General features: G+C 37.8%; 16 protein-coding genes. 9 read left to right on the top strand and 7 right to left on the bottom strand.

What is annotated here, in order from left to right; all coding sequences use genetic code 11:
• Window positions 1-6: 6 nt before the first annotated feature.
• Together tuf and tpiA are read left to right on the top strand one after the other, a co-directional pair.
• Window positions 7-1,203: an elongation factor Tu gene (gene tuf / locus CCC20_RS02400; protein WP_003065688.1), complete on the top strand. Its 1,197-nt coding sequence runs from the start codon at window positions 7-9 to the stop codon at window positions 1,201-1,203.
• A 186-nt stretch (window positions 1,204-1,389) separates the two neighbouring features.
• Window positions 1,390-2,148: a triose-phosphate isomerase gene (gene tpiA / locus CCC20_RS02395; RefSeq protein ID WP_003065686.1), complete on the top strand. Its 759-nt coding sequence runs from the start codon at window positions 1,390-1,392 to the stop codon at window positions 2,146-2,148.
• A gap of 181 nt (window positions 2,149-2,329) precedes the next feature.
• Here the strand turns inward: tpiA and CCC20_RS02390 are convergent, their stop codons facing one another.
• From CCC20_RS02390 to CCC20_RS02375, 4 genes are all read right to left on the bottom strand, one after another.
• Window positions 2,330-3,568 carry an aminoacyltransferase gene (locus tag CCC20_RS02390; RefSeq protein WP_058692384.1) on the bottom strand — a complete coding sequence of 413 codons (1,239 nt, stop codon included), beginning with the start codon at window positions 3,566-3,568 and terminating at the stop codon, window positions 2,330-2,332.
• Window positions 3,568-4,782 (bottom strand): aminoacyltransferase, encoded by a 1,215-nt coding sequence (locus tag CCC20_RS02385; RefSeq protein ID WP_058692383.1) that lies wholly within the window; start codon window positions 4,780-4,782, stop codon window positions 3,568-3,570. The genes CCC20_RS02390 and CCC20_RS02385 overlap by 1 nt, the downstream gene beginning before the upstream one ends.
• Window positions 4,782-5,591, bottom strand: coding sequence for a sugar-phosphatase (gene yidA, locus CCC20_RS02380; RefSeq protein ID WP_003065682.1), 810 nt, complete (start codon window positions 5,589-5,591; stop codon window positions 4,782-4,784). Before yidA ends, CCC20_RS02385 begins: the two co-directional genes overlap by 1 nt.
• Before the next feature lie 135 nt (window positions 5,592-5,726).
• A complete protein-coding gene (locus tag CCC20_RS02375; protein ID WP_003065681.1) occupies window positions 5,727-7,028 on the bottom strand; it encodes an HD domain-containing protein in 1,302 nt (433 codons plus the stop codon).
• Between the two features lie 855 nt (window positions 7,029-7,883).
• Between CCC20_RS02375 and CCC20_RS02370 the strand changes: the two genes are divergently transcribed.
• A complete protein-coding gene (locus CCC20_RS02370; RefSeq protein ID WP_003065678.1) occupies window positions 7,884-8,270 on the top strand; it encodes a YwiB family protein in 387 nt (128 codons plus the stop codon).
• Window positions 8,271-8,630: 360 nt separating this feature from the next.
• Entirely contained in the window at window positions 8,631-11,312 is a 2,682-nt protein-coding gene (locus CCC20_RS02365) for a cation-translocating P-type ATPase (RefSeq protein ID WP_013852084.1), read from the top strand.
• Window positions 11,313-11,379: 67 nt separating this feature from the next.
• Here CCC20_RS02365 and CCC20_RS02360 read toward each other — a convergent pair whose 3' ends face one another.
• The gene (locus CCC20_RS02360; RefSeq protein ID WP_003065674.1) at window positions 11,380-12,237 is read right to left on the bottom strand and encodes a metallophosphoesterase; all 858 of its coding nucleotides are present in this window, start codon (window positions 12,235-12,237) and stop codon (window positions 11,380-11,382) included.
• Window positions 12,238-12,329: 92 nt separating this feature from the next.
• On the opposite strand from CCC20_RS02360, the gene CCC20_RS02355 reads away from it, so the two are divergent.
• From CCC20_RS02355 to ftsX, 4 genes are all read left to right on the top strand, one after another.
• Entirely contained in the window at window positions 12,330-12,992 is a 663-nt protein-coding gene (locus tag CCC20_RS02355) for an HAD family hydrolase (protein ID WP_041972834.1), read from the top strand.
• Window positions 12,993-13,400: 408 nt separating this feature from the next.
• Window positions 13,401-14,496, top strand: a protein-coding gene (prfB, locus tag CCC20_RS02350) for a peptide chain release factor 2 (RefSeq protein ID WP_101774304.1) whose coding sequence is annotated in 2 segments (ribosomal slippage) — window positions 13,401-13,472 and window positions 13,474-14,496 — 1,095 coding nt in all. Because the reading frame shifts where the segments join, the coding sequence is not laid out codon by codon here.
• 47 nt (window positions 14,497-14,543) lie between these two features.
• Window positions 14,544-15,236, top strand: coding sequence for a cell division ATP-binding protein FtsE (gene ftsE, locus CCC20_RS02345; protein WP_003065669.1), 693 nt, complete (start codon window positions 14,544-14,546; stop codon window positions 15,234-15,236).
• Entirely contained in the window at window positions 15,229-16,158 is a 930-nt protein-coding gene (gene ftsX / locus CCC20_RS02340) for a permease-like cell division protein FtsX (RefSeq protein ID WP_003065667.1), read from the top strand. The genes ftsE and ftsX overlap by 8 nt, the downstream gene beginning before the upstream one ends.
• 40 nt (window positions 16,159-16,198) lie before the next feature.
• On the opposite strand, the gene CCC20_RS02335 is transcribed toward ftsX, so the two are convergent.
• Together CCC20_RS02335 and CCC20_RS02330 are read right to left on the bottom strand one after the other, a co-directional pair.
• Window positions 16,199-16,915 (bottom strand): alpha/beta hydrolase, encoded by a 717-nt coding sequence (locus CCC20_RS02335; RefSeq protein ID WP_003065665.1) that lies wholly within the window; start codon window positions 16,913-16,915, stop codon window positions 16,199-16,201.
• Window positions 16,916-16,917: 2 nt separating this feature from the next.
• A complete protein-coding gene (locus CCC20_RS02330) occupies window positions 16,918-17,553 on the bottom strand; it encodes an MBL fold metallo-hydrolase (protein WP_003065664.1) in 636 nt (211 codons plus the stop codon).
• A gap of 122 nt (window positions 17,554-17,675) precedes the next feature.
• On the opposite strand from CCC20_RS02330, the gene CCC20_RS02325 reads away from it, so the two are divergent.
• Window positions 17,676-20,159 (top strand): bifunctional DnaQ family exonuclease/ATP-dependent helicase, encoded by a 2,484-nt coding sequence (locus tag CCC20_RS02325; protein ID WP_003065662.1) that lies wholly within the window; start codon window positions 17,676-17,678, stop codon window positions 20,157-20,159.
• Window positions 20,160-20,162: the final 3 nt, after the last annotated feature.

The raw sequence follows: 20,162 nt of genomic DNA, 5'->3' as shown, positions 1-20,162 counted from the left end.
ACCCAAATGGCAAAAGAAAAATACGATCGTAGTAAACCACACGTTAACATTGGTACAATTGGACACGTTGACCATGGTAAAACTACTTTGACAGCTGCAATTACAACAGTTCTTGCTCGTCGTCTTCCAAGCGCAGTTAACCAACCAAAAGACTACGCTTCTATCGATGCTGCTCCTGAAGAACGCGAACGCGGTATCACAATCAACACTGCACACGTTGAATACGAAACTGCTAAACGTCACTATGCTCACATCGACGCTCCAGGACACGCGGACTACGTTAAAAACATGATCACTGGTGCTGCCCAAATGGATGGTGCTATCCTTGTAGTAGCTTCAACAGATGGTCCAATGCCACAAACTCGTGAACACATCCTTCTTTCACGTCAAGTTGGTGTTAAATACCTTATCGTCTTCATGAACAAAATTGACCTTGTTGATGACGAAGAATTGCTTGAATTGGTTGAAATGGAAATCCGTGACCTTCTTTCAGAATACGATTTCCCAGGTGATGATCTTCCAGTTATCCAAGGTTCAGCTCTTAAAGCTCTTGAAGGTGACACTCAGTACGAAGATATCATCATGGAATTGATGGACACTGTAGATGAGTACATTCCAGAACCAGAACGTGATACTGATAAACCATTGCTTCTTCCAGTCGAAGATGTATTCTCAATCACTGGACGTGGTACTGTAGCATCAGGACGTATTGACCGTGGTACTGTTAAGGTCAACGACGAAGTTGAAATCGTTGGTATCCGTGAAGACATCCAAAAAGCTGTTGTTACTGGTGTTGAAATGTTCCGTAAACAACTTGATGAAGGTCTTGCAGGGGATAACGTTGGTGTTCTTCTTCGTGGTATCCAACGTGATGAAATCGAACGTGGTCAAGTTCTTGCTAAACCAGGTTCAATTCACCCACACACTAAATTCAAAGGTGAAGTTTACATCCTTACTAAAGATGAAGGTGGACGTCATACTCCATTCTTCAACAACTACCGTCCACAATTCTACTTCCGTACAACTGACGTTACAGGTTCAATCGAACTTCCAGCAGGTACTGAAATGGTAATGCCTGGTGATAACGTAACTATCGACGTTGAATTGATTCACCCAATCGCCGTTGAACAAGGTACTACATTCTCAATCCGTGAAGGTGGACGTACTGTTGGTTCAGGTATCGTTTCAGAAATCGAAGCTTAATTTTAGTTAATTAATTAAGTTCCCAGATAACAATTATTAGTCAGATAGTAATTGTGGAAGAGTCCCGTAAGGGGCTCTTTTTGTGATTTCTTTGAGGTTTGTCGCTAAAAATCCCGTCGAACCTTTAAAACCTGCTAAAAATATGATAAAATAGGGGAGTAAATAAAAAAAGAAGAGGTATGTGAAATGTCACGTAAACCATTTATCGCTGGTAACTGGAAAATGAACAAAAATCCAGAAGAAGCTAAAGCATTCGTTGAAGCAGTAGCTTCTAAATTGCCTTCATCAGAACTTGTTGAAGCTGGTATTGCAGCTCCTGCACTTGACCTTTCAACAGTTCTTGCTGCAGCTAAAGGTTCAAACCTTAAAGTTGCTGCTGAAAACTGTTACTTTGAAAACGCTGGTGCTTTTACTGGTGAAAACAGTCCTCAAGTATTGTCTGAAATGGGAACTGACTACGTTGTAATCGGTCACTCAGAACGTCGTGAATACTTCCACGAAACTGACGAAGATATCAACAAAAAAGCTAAAGCAATCTTTGCTAACGGTATGCTTCCAATCATCTGTTGTGGTGAAACTCTTGAAACTTACGAAGCTGGTAAAGCTGCTGAATTCGTAGGTGGACAAGTTTCAGCTGCTCTTGCTGGATTGTCAGAAGAACAAGTTTCTTCACTTGTTATCGCGTACGAACCAATCTGGGCTATCGGTACTGGTAAATCAGCTAGTCAAGATGATGCACAAAAAATGTGTAAAGTTGTTCGTGACACAGTTGCAGCAGACTTCGGTCAAGTAGTAGCTGATAAAGTTCGCGTTCAATACGGTGGTTCAGTTAAACCTGAAAATGTTGCAGCTTATATGGCTTGCCCAGACGTTGATGGTGCCCTTGTTGGTGGTGCATCACTTCAACCAGAAAGCTTCCTTGCTCTTCTTGACTTTGTAAAATAATCAAGAAACATTGAAGTCATTTAAACCTACTTGCCTTAGGACAGGTAGGTTTTTTGTGCTTTCTTTCTTGGTTATAGGTTTGAGTGATAAAAAATATAGTTTGTAAAGTAAAGAACAACAAATTTGGAAGTTTAGTTCCAAATAAAAAACCTTGAAACGTTTGGGTTCCAAGGTGTCATTTTTAATGACGTCTCAATATTTTTTTGAGATTATGAATTAATTTGTATTTGAGTGGATGAGGATAGTAACGGAAAGTTCCCATTTTTCGGGTAATGTAGCCATTGTAGTTTTGTTTAAAGCGTAGAACGCCGTCTGAACCGTCAAATTCTCCTGTAATGCCAAGAAGATTATAAGTTGTAATGCCACGTTTTATGGCTTCTAACATGACGTATTCTTGAAGCAGGGCAGGTGCGTAGAATTTACTGAACTCAGGGTAAGAACCTGAGAAGAGATAGACAGCTTCCTGTTTGGTATAAACAAATAGGCTTCCTGCAAGGGCAATGTTTTGTGAACCGTACTTGCCAATGAATTCTTTAGCTTCTGCCATGCGTGTGTCAAATGTCGCAGATTGACTGGATAATTCGCGAAGCTGATTTTGTTTCTTTTCAGAAACATTGTTATTTTCAATGGCAGTTCGGAGTTTTTCGATTCGTTGGTCAAGTTTGGCTTTATCAGTTTCAAGGTGTGCTAAATAATCTTGAAAATTCAAACTTGCAACCATGAATTCACAAGAATCTCCAAAGCTATCATAGAAATCTTGGTAATAATCAAGAGATTTATCATCGTAATCTCTGCGATCTGATGTAGCAGAAGTGATTTCCTTGAAAAGCGGCAATTCATCACGGTTAAGTTTTCGTAAGGTGATGCCGAAGGTCTTAGCTTTTTTGACCAATGGACGCCCTTTTTTGCTAAATGATTTTAGTAACGTTTTTTCATCTAAGTCAGTCAAATCTTTGACATAATGCCAGTCAGGCTCACCACCTGGGTAACCAGTCAAAAGCCCATCGTGTTGATAACCGAGTGATAGAAAATCGTCTAATAGTGCCGTGTTTTCTTGGTCGGTTGGCTGACCAGTAGTGTCAAAATGCTGATAGGTATCATAAGGTTTGACCAGTAATTCAAGAGCTCCATTTTCTTTAGCATAGCTTTGAAGTTCTTGGTAGAATTGTTTCAGATAGTGTTTATCGCGTGAAACAGGACCAGAGTTGATTTCCATGTGGAACCCACCTGTCATTGGCAAGCTAAAGAGAACGGCAGCAACTTGTAGTGTCTCTTCAGCTTTTAGTCCAAGATAGTCTACTTGGTACCCACGTTTTTTTAATAAATCCGCCATCTCTACAGATTGCATAAACGATTTGTAAGAGACGGTGTTACAAAAAGTCTCAAAAACTTTTTTTTCGATAATCTCAAGAGAGGTCATTAATGGCTATTTCTCCTTTGTTTGCGAATATTGTAAGCCAAGTTTGAAAGTTTGTAAAGGAATGGATTGACTGGGATGTTAAATTCTCCAATAAATTCTTCAATAGTTGGGTTGAAGTTTGATTTAAATTTAGTTAAACCGTCATCAAGTGTTCCTTCAACACCACCCATATTTGCCCAAATAATATCGTCAGCGTAAGCATCTTCAAATACTTTTGGATAAAGGGAATATTGTGGGTAGAATTTCTTGAATTCATCATTCATACCAGCATAAAGCATTTCCATGACATTACCAAATGATACAGATAAAATACCTGCAATGATGAGTTCATCTGGATATTTTTCAACAAATTCTTCAAACTCAGTAATGTATTTTGTAACAGAATTTTTTTGTTGTGTTAACTTAGTCAAACGTTTTTTCTGATGTTCAGCAGTTTCAGACAAATCTTTTTCGATTTGAGCGAGTTGTTCTTTGTATTCAGCTAGACGTTTTGGCAAGTTAACTTTGGCAAGGTGTAGATAAGCATCATCACCATATGTTTCCATCATTTTATGGAAATAATCTTCATTACGAAGGGCAACGCCTTTGCGATTTTCAGTAAGAGCGACGACATCAGCGAAAGCTTTAACATCATCGATTGTACCACGGCTAGTGATGACACCACGGTGAATAGCATCTTTCATTAAACGTTTTGTGTGTTTAGGAAAAGTTGCTGTCATGTCTTCTTGGGTATAGACATTTGCTTGGAAACGAGGTTGGATACTTTCAGCAATTGTTGTTGTGCGTCCAGTCCATTCGCAACCCGCTGCTTTCAAGTTGTCAATAGCAGTAAGTGTGTCTTTGTTTTCATCAACTTCTTCACCGATTTTGTATTGTTTAAGCAGTAAAGCAGGGTCCATTTTGATGAAGAGGGAGCGTTTTGTTTTACCATACTTTTTAAGTGAGCTTATGACAAAAGCAACGAGCTTTTTGTCACTGTAATCCATGATTGGTCCACGAGGGATATAAAGCATGGTAAAGCCAAGTGGCAAAGCTTTGATAAGGATAGAAGCAGAAGCAACTAAGGCATCATCTTTGTAGAAACCAATGCGTTCGTTATCCCAATTATCTTTAATTTTTGCCCAATTTGATGATTGTAAAAGGTTTGTTTGGTTACTTGATTTTGCAAAATTATCGTGTTCTTCCGCAGAAATACCGATTTTATAGCTATACATTATTTTAAGACCCACTCTCTAAGGGCGTATGCAACGCCACTTTCTTCATTTGATTTTGTAATATATTTAGCGATTTCTTTGAGTTCTGGTGTACCATTTTCCATGACAACAGGGTTACCAACGGCTTCAAGCATGGCACGGTCGTTTTCAGCATCGCCAATAGCCATGGTTTGGTCTTTGCTAAGTCCCATTTTTTCGGCAAGGTGTGTAATGGCATTGCCTTTGCTAGCAGTTTTGTTCATGAATTCTAGGTAGAATGGGGTTGATTTGACAATGGTGTATTTGTCATAAAATTCTTGTGGAATTTTAGCGATTGCAGCATCAAGAATTTCAGGTTCATCGATAAACATCATTTTAATAATTTCTTTATCGCCCATTTCTTCTGGAGTACGGTAAAAAATTGGCATGTTAACCAAGGTTGATTCGTGAACAGTGTATTTACCAATGTTGCGGTTTGCAGTGAAGATACCTTCTTTGGTAATAGCGTGCATATGAACATCTAACTTACGGCTAAGGAATTCAATATCAAGATAATCATCGTAAGTCATGGTTTCAGTGATAATGTTCTCACCAGTAGCGGTATCTTGGACTAAACCACCATTGAAAGTGATGACATAATCGCCTGATTCTTTCAGGTTTAATTCATCGAGAAGTGTTTGAACGCCTGGAATTGGACGTCCAGTAGCAATGATGACTTTAACACCTTGTTTTTTAGCATCTTGAACGGCTTCAAAAACTTCAGGTGTGACTTTGCGGTCATTGGTCAAAAGTGTGCCGTCGATATCGACAGCGACTAATTTAATAGACATAAGGTTATTTTACCCTTCCTAAAGAATCTCTACCTATCTATCTTACTAAAAAGTGGCTTATTTGTCATGGGGAACACAAGGAAATCTGAAGTGGAACGTTTTCAATGCTAAATAAGTCATGATACGCTCTTAAACTTAATTATGATAAACAAAATGTTCGTTTGAAATATAGCTCATAAAGGCTTTCTTATCAATGGCAAATAGGTCGTTATCAACTAGCATTTCTTTTGGAAAATAGAATCGTTGGTCGCCATAAATAGTACCAGTTAAGGCTTTGACGATTGGTGAAATTGTTGATAATTCTACAACAGAACCGTCTTTTTGAATCATGTTAATCTCGGTTCTGGGTTCTTCTTTTTCAGGACGGTAAATGTCATAAGGCAAGTCAAAATTGACATGGATACCTGTGTAATAATCAGGATCAAAACCAACAGATTGGACAAGGTCAACAAGGTGACTGAGTTCTTTGCGTGACGATTCTTCGAAAGTCACCGATTTAAAGACTTTACGATTAACAAAACGGCTTGCCAAATCAGCCAAAATCTCATCTTCAGCAGTCATCCAAGTTTGAAAATAGGTATTCATCACCCCATCATCTAAAGCAAGATAATCAGCTAAGTTAGCATGATTTTCTAAAAATGGAATCAGATTTGGTGATGTTCTTTCAAAGAAATCGGTATCAGTCTGGTAAAGGTATTTTGCACGTTTTAAAAGATTTTGTAACAATACTTCCATTCCGCGACTAGCAGGGTGAAAATACACTTGCATATACATTTGGAAACGACTGACAATATAGTCCTCAACGGCGTGCATGCCATTGTATTCAAAAACAATACCGTCTTCAGTTGGGCGAATCACACGTAAAATGCGATTCAAGTCAAATTGACCATAATTAGCGCCGCTATAGTAAGAATCGCGCAAAAGGTAGTCCATGCGGTCACAGTCAATTTGGCTAGAAATGAGTTGGACAACTTGTTTATTATGATAAGTGTGGTTGATAACACTAGCGACTTTTTCTGGAAAATCAGGAGAGACGCGACGCAAGATAGTATTGACTTCAGTATCTGGACTGGTGATAATCTTTTGTGTAACGGCTTCGTGGTCGGTATCAAAGAGTTTTTCGAAAGTGTGTGAATACGCACCATGCCCGACATCATGTAAAAGCCCAGCCACCATCGTTAAGAGATTGTCATCAGAATTCCAAATATCAGGAAATTTGTCATCAAAAATTTCAGTCACACGTCTTGCAATCTCGTAAACACCTAAACAGTGTGAGAAGCGGCTGTGTTCTGCACCATGAAAGGTAAAAACAGTTGTCGAAACTTGTTTGACTCGTCGTAGGCGCTGAAACTCTTTACTATTGATAAGGTCGTAAATAATCTGATGATTGACAGTTATATAGTTGTGAACAGGGTCACGAAATACTTTTTCATTCATACTTTCATTATAACAAAAAACTGTGTAAAGCTGATTTTGGAAGGTCTGGGATATTTACGAATACTTGGATTTGATTTATAATGTTGACTATGACGAATGAACTTATTCTTCGTGTGATTTAACTTTTTTGATTTTTCTCATCTTCTGGACAATGGGAAATATTTTGGTAAATGTTAAAAAGCATGGCTTTAATTTAGAGGAAGAATTATGGATTGGGCTATGGGTTGGTTACGTGACAGAGTTATTAGATACGCCATGGAGTGGATGCTTTGCAACGAGTACAGCATTTTTTAAAACGAAAAACTGGTTGAAGATAATAAAAAATCTCTGCAACGTTATCGACAGCGCATATTATTCCTATTTTGATTGAGGCGCTTTGCTTTATTACCGTTGTTGAGGTTGACTTGACCACTTTTGCTATGGGAATGGCACCCTTTTAGGAGCAGTTGTAGGAACACAAAGAACTAAAAGGTTGGAGCACACGCTCAGTCCAACGTGTCTTGGGAATTTTGTTAATTTGTTGCCATATTCATTATGGTTTACCGACTGATTGCCAATCCTTTGGGGAGTATTTCTGAAAGTGCTCATGGTTTACATGGGATTTGAATTCTTGTCGAAGTGATGTTTAATTTGACGGTTAGCATTTTGAGGACAACGGGCTAGGAAATTATGCGCCAGAGTTAATCTTTTTCTCAATGTTGGGTATTAATCCGTTAAAATTTTAATTATCTTTATTGCTCTTTTCACAGGAACAAGTTTACTTCGCTCATCTGCTATTAAATGTTAGACTTATAGTGGCTTTAACACGTCAGAATTGTTATAATTTTAGGGAAAGGAAAGACATTTTAACATTACATGAAACTTCACATTAAGAATAAAATTGATTTGGATGGACAGGTTGAGCTGGTTGAACAATCTTATCCTGTCAAATTAACGGAAAAAAATGGGCATATTTACCTTGCTTATACCAATGAGGAAGAAGAAACCGTGATGCTCAAATGCAACGAGCAAGAGTTGGTCATGACACGTTATTCAACGCCGAAATCAATTATGCGTTTTCACCGTGACAATCCTGCTCTGGTTGCTATTCCGACGCCAGTAGGCTTACAGCATTTACAAACGCAAACAAGTATTTATGAGTTGGATGTTGAACAACAACATCTTAAAATTCATTATCAACTCAAACAAGTTGATGGAGAGAGTGTTTTTGCAAATTATCAGCTAGAAATTCATTGGGTATAAGCATAATATAAATACGATATTATCGGTGTTCGAGTGGGGATGTGTTCAGTTGACAAAAAAGATAAAAGTTGATATGATTACTTTGTATTCAAGGGAGTAGCAGGCGATTTTTGTCTTTATTTTTGCATCCTCTTTCGGTACCTTGCTTTGCTGGATTCAATTCTAATCTGTAGCTATGGTGCCTAGGATGAACACAAAACTAAATGATAAACCTTCAGTACGCAATTTGCGACTGAAAAATCGCGTTTATGTCGTCATTACGAAATCGTTGATTTCCGGCATAATCTTAAACAGCGAGACTTGTTTTTTTAAAAAAACAGGTCTCTTTTTCTATTTTTGAGACCAGAGGAGGAAGCTATTTTGTTTAAAGAACAAAGTAAAGCCTTGTTTTACACACAAGGAAAAGATGAAACGTTAGATGAGTTACAATCATCACGTGAAGGTTTATCTACTGCGGAAGCACAAAAGCGCTTGGATGAATATGGTCATAATGAACTTGAAGAAAGTCAAAAACGAAGTTTACTAGCAAAATTTCTTGACCAATTCAAGGATTTAATGATTATTATTTTGCTAGTTGCAGCAGCGCTTTCGGTAGTTACAGAGGGAAGCGAAGGGCTAACAGATGCGCTTATTATTTTGGCAGTTGTTATTCTTAACGCAGCGTTTGGTGTTTACCAAGAGGGGCAGGCAGAGGCTGCAATTGAAGCGCTGAAAGATATGTCGAGTCAGATTGCACGTGTGCGTCGTAATGGTCATATTGTTGAAATTGATTCAAGAGAATTGGTTCCTGGTGACATTGTTATGCTTGAAGCTGGTGATGTCGTACCTGCTGATATGCGCTTGTTGGAAGCTGCGTCGTTAAAAATTGAAGAAGCAGCATTGACTGGTGAATCTGTTCCTGTTGAAAAAGATTTATCGGTAGAAGTTGCAGCTGATGCTGGTATCGGTGACCGTGTTAACATGGCTTACCAAAACTCAAATGTCACTTATGGACGTGGTTCTGGTGTTGTTGTTAATACTGGAATGTATACAGAAGTTGGTAAAATTGCTGATATGTTAGCTAATGCTGATGAAACAGATACTCCACTTAAACAAAACCTTAACCAATTATCTAAAGTTTTGACTTATTTGGTTGTAGCTATTGCCATTGTTACTTTTATTGTAGGGGTCTTTGTTCGTGGAGAATCTCCAATTGAAGGCTTAATGACATCTGTTGCATTAGCTGTAGCTGCTATACCTGAAGGTTTACCTGCTATTGTTACGATTGTATTATCAATGGGAACAACAACATTAGCAAAACGCAACTCAATCGTACGTAAACTTCCTGCCGTTGAAACACTTGGTTCAACTGAAATTATTGCCTCTGATAAAACTGGAACGTTGACCATGAACCAGATGACTGTTGAAAAAGTCTATACAAACGGTGAGCTACAAAGTGCTGCTAGTGACATTGCCTCTGATAATAATACTCTTCGTATTATGAATTTTGCTAATGACACGAAGATTGATCCAAATGGAAAACTCATTGGCGATCCTACAGAAACAGCTCTTGTTCAATTTGGACTGGATCACAGTTTTGATATACGTGAAGCTCTTGTTGAAGAGCCACGTGTTGCAGAATTACCATTTGATTCTGAACGTAAGCTGATGTCAACCATTCATAAGGAAGCAGATGGCAAATATTTTGTTGCGGTAAAAGGTGCTCCAGACCAATTGCTTAAGCGTGTTACTCGTATCGAAGAAAATGGTCAAGTACGTGATATTACCGCTGAAGAAAAAGAAGGCATTCTTGCTGTTAATAAAGATTTGGCCCGAAAAGCGCTACGTGTCTTGATGATGGCTTACAAATATGTCTCTGAGGTCCCAGCCCTTGAATCAGATATTATTGAGTCTGATTTGATTTTCTCTGGATTGGTCGGAATGATTGACCCTGAACGTCCAGAAGCTGCAAAAGCTGTTGCTGTTGCTAAAGAAGCTGGTATTCGTCCAATCATGATTACTGGAGACCACCAAGATACAGCGGAAGCTATTGCCAAACGCCTTGGTATCATTGAAGATGATGGTCAAGACCACGTCTTTACTGGTGCTGAACTTAATGAACTTTCTGATGAAGAATTCCAAAAAGTTTTCAAACAATACTCCGTTTATGCACGTGTGTCTCCAGAACACAAGGTGCGTATCGTAAAAGCTTGGCAAAATGAAGGTAAGGTTGTTGCCATGACTGGTGATGGTGTCAATGATGCGCCTTCACTCAAGACAGCTGACATTGGTATTGGTATGGGGATTACAGGTACAGAAGTATCTAAAGGCGCTTCTGATATGGTTCTTGCTGATGATAACTTTGCTACAATTATCGTTGCAGTTGAAGAAGGACGTAAAGTTTTCTCAAACATTCAAAAATCTATTCAATACCTTCTCTCAGCTAACATGGCAGAAGTCTTTACGATTTTCTTTGCAACATTATTTGGTTGGGATGTGCTTCAACCTGTTCATCTTCTTTGGATTAACTTGGTAACCGATACACTACCAGCTATTGCGCTTGGTGTTGAACCTGCCGAACCTGGTGTTATGAGCCACAAACCTCGTGGTCGTAAGTCTAATTTCTTTGACGGTGGTGTCATGGGAGCGATTATTTACCAAGGAATTTTCCAAACTGTTCTTGTTCTTGGTGTCTATGGTTGGGCGTTGATGTTCCCAGAACATGCTACTAATCGTATGGTACACGAAGATGCTTTGACAATGGCATTTGCGACACTTGGTTTGATTCAATTGGTTCATGCTTTCAATGTTAAATCTGTTTATCAATCTATCTTTACTGTTGGAGCTTTTAAAAACAGAACCTTTAACTGGGCTATCCCAATCGCCTTTCTTCTCTTGATGATAACGATCGTAGTACCTGGATTTAATGATTTGTTCCATGTTTCGCATCTAAGCGCTACACAATGGCTTGCTGTTATTATCGGAAGCTCACTTATGGTTGTTCTAACTGAAATCGTTAAAGCTATTCAACGTGTCCTTGGACAAGATGAAAAAGCAATTTAAAAATATAAAAAATGAATCAGATTGATTCAGCAAAAAAGCAAATCTCATGTGTGAGATTTGCTTTTTATTATAATTCAAAAATAGTCATGGATTTTCGGAATTCTTGTGCCAAATTTTGATGTTTGTAATCAGTAAAGTCATCAATTTTTTTGACAATGTTGTAGCGTTTGCTAAGATTCCAGGTCTGATTTGGGTTGAGTTCAGGGTGTTGATTGACATAATCAATAGTCAAATCCCACTCACGGATATAACCAAGCGGTTTAGCATGGTAAGTAATATTGTCAATTTGCTGCGAAGCGATACTATGATGAGTATGCCCAAAAATCACGTCGTTAACCTGATGTTTTTTGAAAATATCATGAAAAACTTGACTACCTAAAAAAGCATTAAATGGTTTAAAACGCTCGTGTTGCAAGGTAAATTGGTGATGTGGCACAAAATGCAGACTGACAATCACGTCATTGGTAATTGTTGATAAGGCTTTATCGAGTTTTTGTGTTGTTTGGCGCGTGAGTTCTTTGTCAGAAAAGTTGCGATTTAAACGTCGGTCAAACCAGAAAGTATTTTTAAATTTGATTGTTTCAGCTTCAGATTTTTCTGGGAAAAAGGAATAATCATACCAACCATGAAAAGCCAAGAGTGTCTTTTTCCCCAACGGAATAATTTGAAAATCCAAAGCATCAATCACCTTGTCATCTAAATCAAGCATATCGTGATTGCCGAGATTATAAGTAACGTCAAAATGCTTGCTCATTGTTTCTAAAAATGAGTAAGAGATGTCATAAAAATGGTTAGAAATATCTCCAGCGAAATGCAGATGAGAAATTTTTTCTGCGCTTAATGTGTCAATGAGTGTCTGGATTTCAAAATCATCAAAATGATTTAAATCAATATGTAAATCACTCATAATAGCTAGTTTTGTCATGGCATTATTGTAACAAAAAATCTTCTAAAAAGCCTTTGATGTGTATTTTTATCTCTTCTAAAAATATGATAGAATACTTTCAGGAGGCTTTCATGATAAAGGCAATAATATTTGATATGGATGGTGTCTTATTTGACACTGAGAATTTTTATTTTAAACGACGTGAGACATTTTTAGGCAGTAAAGGCATTTCGGTCAAACACTTGCCGCCAAAATATTTCATTGGCGGGCGCATGGATCAATTTTGGGAAAATATCTTAGGTGATAAGATTGCAAATTATGATACTAAAGCACTAGAAGCCGAATACACAGCTTATAAAAATACTCATCGACCAGCTTACGATGAGCTAGTTTTTGCTGATGCTCGTAGGGTTTTGGCAACATTAACAGCCAAGGGAATCATCCTAGCATTGGCTTCTAATAGTGCGCGTGAAGATATCGAAGATGCTTTGGAAAAATCAGGCTTAAAGCAGTACTTTAGTCATATTCTATCGGGAAGCGAATTTGCAGAAGGTAAACCTAATCCTGCTATTTATAATGCCGCTTGTGAGAAATTAGGCTTTGCAAAAAAAGATATTGTGATTATTGAAGATAGCCCAAAAGGGATTCAAGCAGGTGTGGCAGCTGGTGTGCGTGTTCTAGCCATTCGTGATAAAGTCTTTGGTGCTGACCAATCAAAAGCAGATATTTTGATTGATAATTTGACAGAAGTGCTGCAGTTTGTCGAAAATGAAAAACATAACAGCTCTATCTAACCTCATCTTTTGTTACCGTTTTGTAATTGTCCTGCCTTATTTGAATTATATTTTTAGCTTAAAATAGAAACTACTGAGTGTTAATTTTCTATAGAAATATTTTTGGTGGTGAGAAAGCCACTTATCATGTGGTTTTGATGCAAATGAAGTATGGCGTATAATGGTAATTTTGCGGGCTTTATGGTAGAATAAGAAAACAGTAGTGATATAGGATAAGTTCTAAAGGTAGCGTAAAAATTCAATGTTTACTTTGCTTTCTTAACGGACTTAGTATCTTAATTAATTGAACTCGTCCTAAAAGCGTCGCGAAAAAGATAATTTTTCCTGTGTCCTAGGACACAGTGTCAAATTCCTATTTTCATCTCGCTTTCTTAACGGACTTAGTATCTTAGTAAAAGGAGTTATTTCATGGAAGTAGCTGAAATTCGTCAAAAAATAGTAGAAAATCAAGAGAAGTTGACTAGCTTCAGGAGGTCTCTTTGACTTAGATCGTTTAGAAGAGGACATTGCGCTTCTTGAAAATAAAATGACTGAGCCAGATTTTTGGAATGATAACATTGCAGCTCAGAAAACGTCTCAAGAGTTAAATGGTTTGAAACAAACCTATGAAACCTTTAATGAAATGCAAGAGTTGTCTGACGAAACTGAACTTTATTTGGAAATGTTGGACGAAGATGATTCTGTTCAAGCTGAATTAGAGGAAAGTCTTGAAAAGCTTGATAAAATCATGACAAGTTATGAAATGACCTTGCTTTTATCAGAGCCTTATGACCGCAACAACGCTATTTTGGAAATTCATCCAGGGTCAGGTGGTACCGAAGCTCAAGACTGGGCTGATATGCTTTTTCGTATGTACACACGCTACGGCAACGCCAAAGGTTTTAAAGTTGAAACCCTTGATTATCAAGCAGGGGACGAAGCTGGTATCAAATCTGTTACTCTTTCATTTGAAGGTCCAAATGCTTATGGGCTTTTGAAATCTGAAATGGGAGTTCATCGTCTAGTGCGTATCTCACCGTTTGATTCAGCCAAACGTCGTCATACATCGTTTTCTTCTGTCGAAGTTATGCCAGAATTAGATGATACAATTGAAGTTGACATTCGTGATGATGATATTAAAATGGATACTTTCCGTTCAGGTGGTGCTGGGGGACAAAACGTCAATAAGGTATCAACTGGTGTTCGTTTGACCCACATTCCAACAGGAATTGTTGTAGCATCAACGGTTGATCGTACTCAGTACGGAAACCGTGACCGTGCGATGAAAATGTTACAAGCCAAACTCTATCAATTAGAGCAAGAGAAAAAAGCGCAAGAAGTGGATGCCCTTAAAGGTGATAAAAAAGAAATCACATGGGGAAGTCAAATTCGATCTTACGTCTTTACGCCCTATACAATGGTTAAAGACCATCGTACAGGCTATGAAATTGCTCAAGTTGATAAAGTTATGGATGGTGACATTGATGGCTTCATCGACGCTTATCTAAAATGGCGTATTGATTAATTCGAAAGTAAAATTTTAGGATAACAAAATCGTAAAGGAAAATACAAATGGCATTAATTGAAATGAATGGTGTAACCAAGAAGTATCACCGCTCAACGACTGCTTTGAGAGATATTAACGTATCTGTCAATTCAGGTGAATTTGTTTATATTGTTGGTCCTTCTGGTGCCGGTAAATCTAGCTTTATTAAACTATTGTACCGTGAGGAAAAAGTATCTGCTGGAACTCTTAAAGTTGGGGAATTTAACCTAACAAAATTGAAAAAACGGGATGTTCCAATCTTGCGTCGTAGCATTGGAGTTGTTTTCCAAGACTATAAACTTCTTCCTAAAAAAACTGTTTTTGAAAATGTTGCCTATGCAATGCAAGTTATCGGTGAAAAACCACGTGAAATTAAAAAACGTGTGCCAGAAGTTCTTGATTTGGTTGGGCTTAAGCATAAAATGCGTTCATTCCCAGAGCAATTATCTGGTGGTGAACAACAACGTGTTGCAATTGCACGTGCGATTGTTAATAATCCTAAAGTTTTGATTGCTGACGAACCAACAGGTAACCTTGACCCAGAAATTTCATGGGAAATCATGCAATTATTAGAACGCATCAATCTTCAAGGAACAACTGTTTTGATGGCAACACACAACAAACAAATTGTCGATAATCTTCGTCATCGGGTTATCGCTATTGAAGACGGTCGCATTGTACGTGACGAGGAGGAAGGAGAATACGGATATAATGATTAGAAATTTTTTCCGCCATTTATGGGAATCCATTAAAAGTTTGAAACGTAATGTTTGGATGACCGTCGCTTCAGTCAGTTCTGTTACCATTACATTGACACTTGTTGGTGTGTTTGCTGCTGTTCTATTGAACGTTGAGCGTATCGCAACAGGTATTGAAAATAACATTCAAATTAATGTTTATTTGGATGTTGACTCAACAGATAGCTCTGAAACAACAACTAACGAAGTTGGTGAAACAGTCACTAATGATTCGTATCACCAAGTTTATGACCAAATTTCAAAAGTTTCAGGTGTTGAATCAGTTACTTATTCAAGTAAAGATGAACAACTTGAAAAATTACAAGAAGCCTACGGAGATGATTGGACGCTTTTTGATGGTGACTCAAATCCATTGCAAGACGTTTACATTGTTGAGGCAGACTCACCATCAGATGTGAAGAAAGTGGCTAATAAAATTACTAAAATTGAAGGTGTTGAGTCAGTGGATTATGGTGGCTCAAATTCAGACCAACTTTTCAGTATTGCTAAATTTATTCGTACATGGGGATTTGCAGGAACAGTGCTTTTGATTTTTGTAGCGATTTTCTTAATTTCCAATACGATTCGCATGACAATCATGTCTCGTCAACGTGACATTGAAATCATGCGTTTGGTAGGTGCTAAAAATTCTTATATCCGTGGACCATTCTTCTTTGAAGGTGCTTGGGTAGGGCTTCTTGGAGCGATTGTTCCATCAATTATCATTTACTTTGCGTACAAGACTGTTTACTCATCGGTTAACCCACAATTTGAAGTCCAAGGCTTGTCATTATATCCAGTCGACACATTTCTGCCACTTGTCATTGGAGGTATGTTCTTAGTCGGAATTATTATCGGAGCACTTGGTTCAGTTATCTCAATGAGACGTTATCTTAAAATTTAATCTAAAAAATGACCTTCTGATATTTCAGAAAGTCATTTTTTTAATCAATAAAATCAGTAATGCCTAAAGTAATTTGGCTTTCTTGTTCTGTTTGGGAAATGGTTGCTTTACCGTCTTTGGTTTGTTTGCCGTAATCGCCAAAACCACTATGATTACCACCGACGATAGTCAAGTATTCGGTATCGTCAGGGAGGCGCTTTTTAGCTTTTTCGTAATTGTCCCATTGCAGTACCTTATCATTGCTAGCAGTGATTGATAGAACTTTTAAATTACTATCAGATAAGTTAGTTTTTTCAGATGGGTAGCTCGCAAGTAGAATAAGCCCAGAAATGGCTTGAGAGTCAGAATCAGCGGCATTTAAGCAGGCAACAACGCCACCTAGTGAATGTCCAGCTAGGTAAACATTGGAGAGATTGTTTTTCGCAGTCACTTTTAAGGCTTTGTTGCTTGATAAAACTGGCAGATTCAAAGGTGTTTTTAAGAGATAAACGTCAAAACCTTCTTGCGCTAAGTTTTTTGCCAAACTTGCGTAGGCTGTTTCCTCGACGAGAGCACCTTGGTAAAAAACAATACTAGCTTTAGCGGTGCCAGAACTTTGAAAAAACAGATAATCTTTTGTGCTTTCGGCAGTTTTAGCAGCTGTCTGTGCTTCTGAACTTGCTTGGTAAGTTTTTTGATGAAGTACCACTCCACTAATGGTAATTAGAATAGCAATAATCAGAAGGAAACTTAAAGTAAATTTTTTGATTTTTTTCATGGCTAATTGAAATATGGGTTAAAATTCTTCTCGTGGGCAATAGTCGTTTCACGAGCGTGACCAGGGTAAACCATGAAATGATTTGGCAAGCTGAAAAGTTCAGCTTTTATACTATTTAGTAATTGTTCAGAATTTCCCGTTGGTAAATCTGTGCGTCCGATTGTTTCACGAAAAAGAGCATCGCCAGTTAAAACCAATTCATCATCTGGAAATACTAAGGAAACACTACCGCAAGAATGTCCAGGCGTTTGACGAACATGAAAACGAAAACCAGCGATTTGATAATCATCATCATACTGATAATGATGTTCGGCAGGCGCTAAGACAACATCTGGCAAATCCGCATGGCGCTCCAAACCTGAAAAATTATCTTTCGGCGAATAAAGCCAAGACGCTTCTTTATCAGAAATGTAAACAGGTGGGTGTCCAAAAGCGTCACGAATGACATCAAGTCCCATAATATGGTCATAATGAGCATGTGTGATTAAAATTGCCACAACTGGTTTATCAAATGAGGCAATCTTTTCTTGAATATGGTCAACATCACTACCTGGATCAACAACAATAATGCCTTGGTCATTGACCAATAAATAAGTATTTTCACGTGCAACGTGATTTAATAATCTAAAAATCTTCATAAAAAAAGTGTATCAAAAATTTGGCTAAAAGTCATATTTGTGAGATTTGGAGATATGTGAGATTAAAAATAATGTTGAGATTAGATGAATGTACCTAGCAAAAATGGTATAATCTATGTGTTATGATGCAAGTGAATTCTCAAAAATATGCTATTGTGGATTTGGAGGCAACGGGTGCCCATGCAATGGCAGAAATTATTCAAGTTGGGATTGTGATTATTGAAAATGATGAAATCGTCAAGACCTATCAAACGGATGTCAATCCCCACGAGGCTTTGTCTGAACATATTATTAATTTGACTGGTATTACAGATGAGCAATTGGCAAAAGCGCCAGATTTTTCACAAGTTGCGCAGGAGATTTTTAACCTAATTGAGGATTGTGTTTTTGTGGCTCACAATGTCAAATTTGATGCCAATCTGTTAGCAGAACAATTATTCATGGAAGGCTATGAATTACGAACACCTCGCGTTGATACGGTTGAATTGGCGCAGGTTTTTTATCCAACTTTTGAGAAATACAGTTTGGGAAATTTAGCTGATGTTTTAGCTTTAGATTTGGCAGATGCTCACACGGCAATTTCAGATGCCTATGCGACTGCGCAGCTATTTTTAAAATTGAAAGCAAAAATGAAAAGCCTGCCCAAGGAAGTCTTGGAAAGCCTTTTGCCTTTAGCTGATAACCTTTTGTTTGAAACAGGGATGTTAATTGAGGAAAGCTTCAAACAGGCTAAGGTTTTATCGCCAAAAGATTTTCAAGAAGTTGGTGGCTTAGTGCTACGACAACCAAAAACGATTGGTGAAGCGCGTCAATTATCAGAAGCATTTGATGTCAATTTGGCGCTTCTGGGCTTGGATGCGCGTGAAAAGCAAAGTCAGTTTGCACAGTTGGTTAAAGATGATTTTCAATCGTCACAGGTCTCATTTTTAGAAGCGCAAGCAGGACTTGGAAAAACCTATGGTTATCTTTTACCTTTGCTCCAGTTAGCTCAAGATGAGCAGGTCATTGTTTCCGTACCAACTAAGGTTCTTCAAGACCAAATCATGGCAAATGAAGTCAGAAAGATTCAAGACGTTTTTCACATACCGTGTCAATCAATTAAAGGTCCTGGTAACTATATTAAATTAGATGCCTTCGCGGATAGTTTGCGACGTGAAGGGGATAATCGTTTGGTAAATCGTTATAAAATGCAGCTTTTGGTTTGGCTGACTGAAACGGAGACTGGCGATTTAGATGAAATCAAACAAAAACAGCGATTTGAAGCTTATTTTGACCAGATTAAACATGATGGAAATTTAAGCGAAAAATCCCTTTATAAGGATGTTGATTTTTGGAATCGTACTTATGAAAATGCGAAACATAGCAAACTATTGATTATTAATCATGCTTATTTTTTAGAACGTGTGCAAGATGATAAGGCGTTTGCGGCTAAGAAAGTGCTTGTTTTTGATGAAGCCCAAAAATTGATTTTAAATTTGGAGCAATTTTCACGTCGTCGTGTTAACGTAACGCAATTGGTGCAAAAACTTGAAAAGCACTTAGATGCAGCTTTATCGACATTGGAAAAACGATTGATAGAAAGCCTTTCTTTCCAATTGAGCCATTTGGCAACACGCTTTTACCAAAATCAAGAGGTCTATGTGACAACAGAGGACGCTCGTCGTTTAGAACAAGCAACCAATGAATTGCTGGCTTTCAATCCTGATTGGCGATATATTTGTTTGGAGGATTTGTTAGCCTTATTTGCGCAGCCTTTTACTGATTTTTGGTTTGAGACAATTGTTGAAAATGAAAAACGTCAAACTTACCTAAATGCTAGTAGTGAAGAATTGTTGAATTTTCAAGAATTTCTACCCGAAACACGCAAGACTTATATGATTTCGGCAACCTTGCATATCAGTCCGCAGGTTAGTTTAGCTGATTTGCTAGGCTTTGAACACTATCATTTCATGAGCATTGCGCATGATAAGCAGAATGCCCAACATATTTGGATTGATGAGGAAATGCCAAATGTCGCTGATATTTCTGAGGAAGAATATGCTTCAGCCATTGCAGAGCGTATTTATCAGTTAAAACAATTGGATGAGCCGATTTTGGTGTTATTTAATGCCAAGAAAACAATGCTTGATGTTTCTGATTTGCTAGATGATATGGCACTTCATCATTTGACGCAGGAGAAAAATGGTACGGCTTATAATGTCAAACGTCGTTTTGAACGTGGTGAAAGTCGTATTCTTCTTGGAACAGGCGCTTTCTGGGAAGGTGTGGATTTTGTTCAAGCAGATAAAATAATTGAGGTCATCACACGATTGCCGTTTGAAAATCCTAAGGATTTATTTGTGCAAAAAATCAGCAATTATTTGCTAGCGCAAGCCAAATCACCGTTTTATGATTATTCATTACCATTAGCAATCTTGAAATTAAAACAAGCGATTGGACGTACGATGAGACGTGACAATCAACGCTCAGCTGTGCTCATTTTAGACAATCGGATATTGACAAAATCATACGGAAAAATGATAAATGATGCTTTGACAGAAGAATTTTACCTTTCTTCTCAAAAATTTTCAAAGAGTCTAACAGAAATAAAGAATTTTTTGCTATAATAA

Source organism: Streptococcus sp. LMAG:39, assembly GCF_008680485.1.
In the GTDB taxonomy this organism is placed as follows: Bacteria; Bacillota; Bacilli; order Lactobacillales; family Streptococcaceae; genus Streptococcus; species Streptococcus pasteurianus.
Note: the sequence above shows the minus strand (reverse complement) of the source record. Positions and strands in the feature narration are given on the sequence as shown.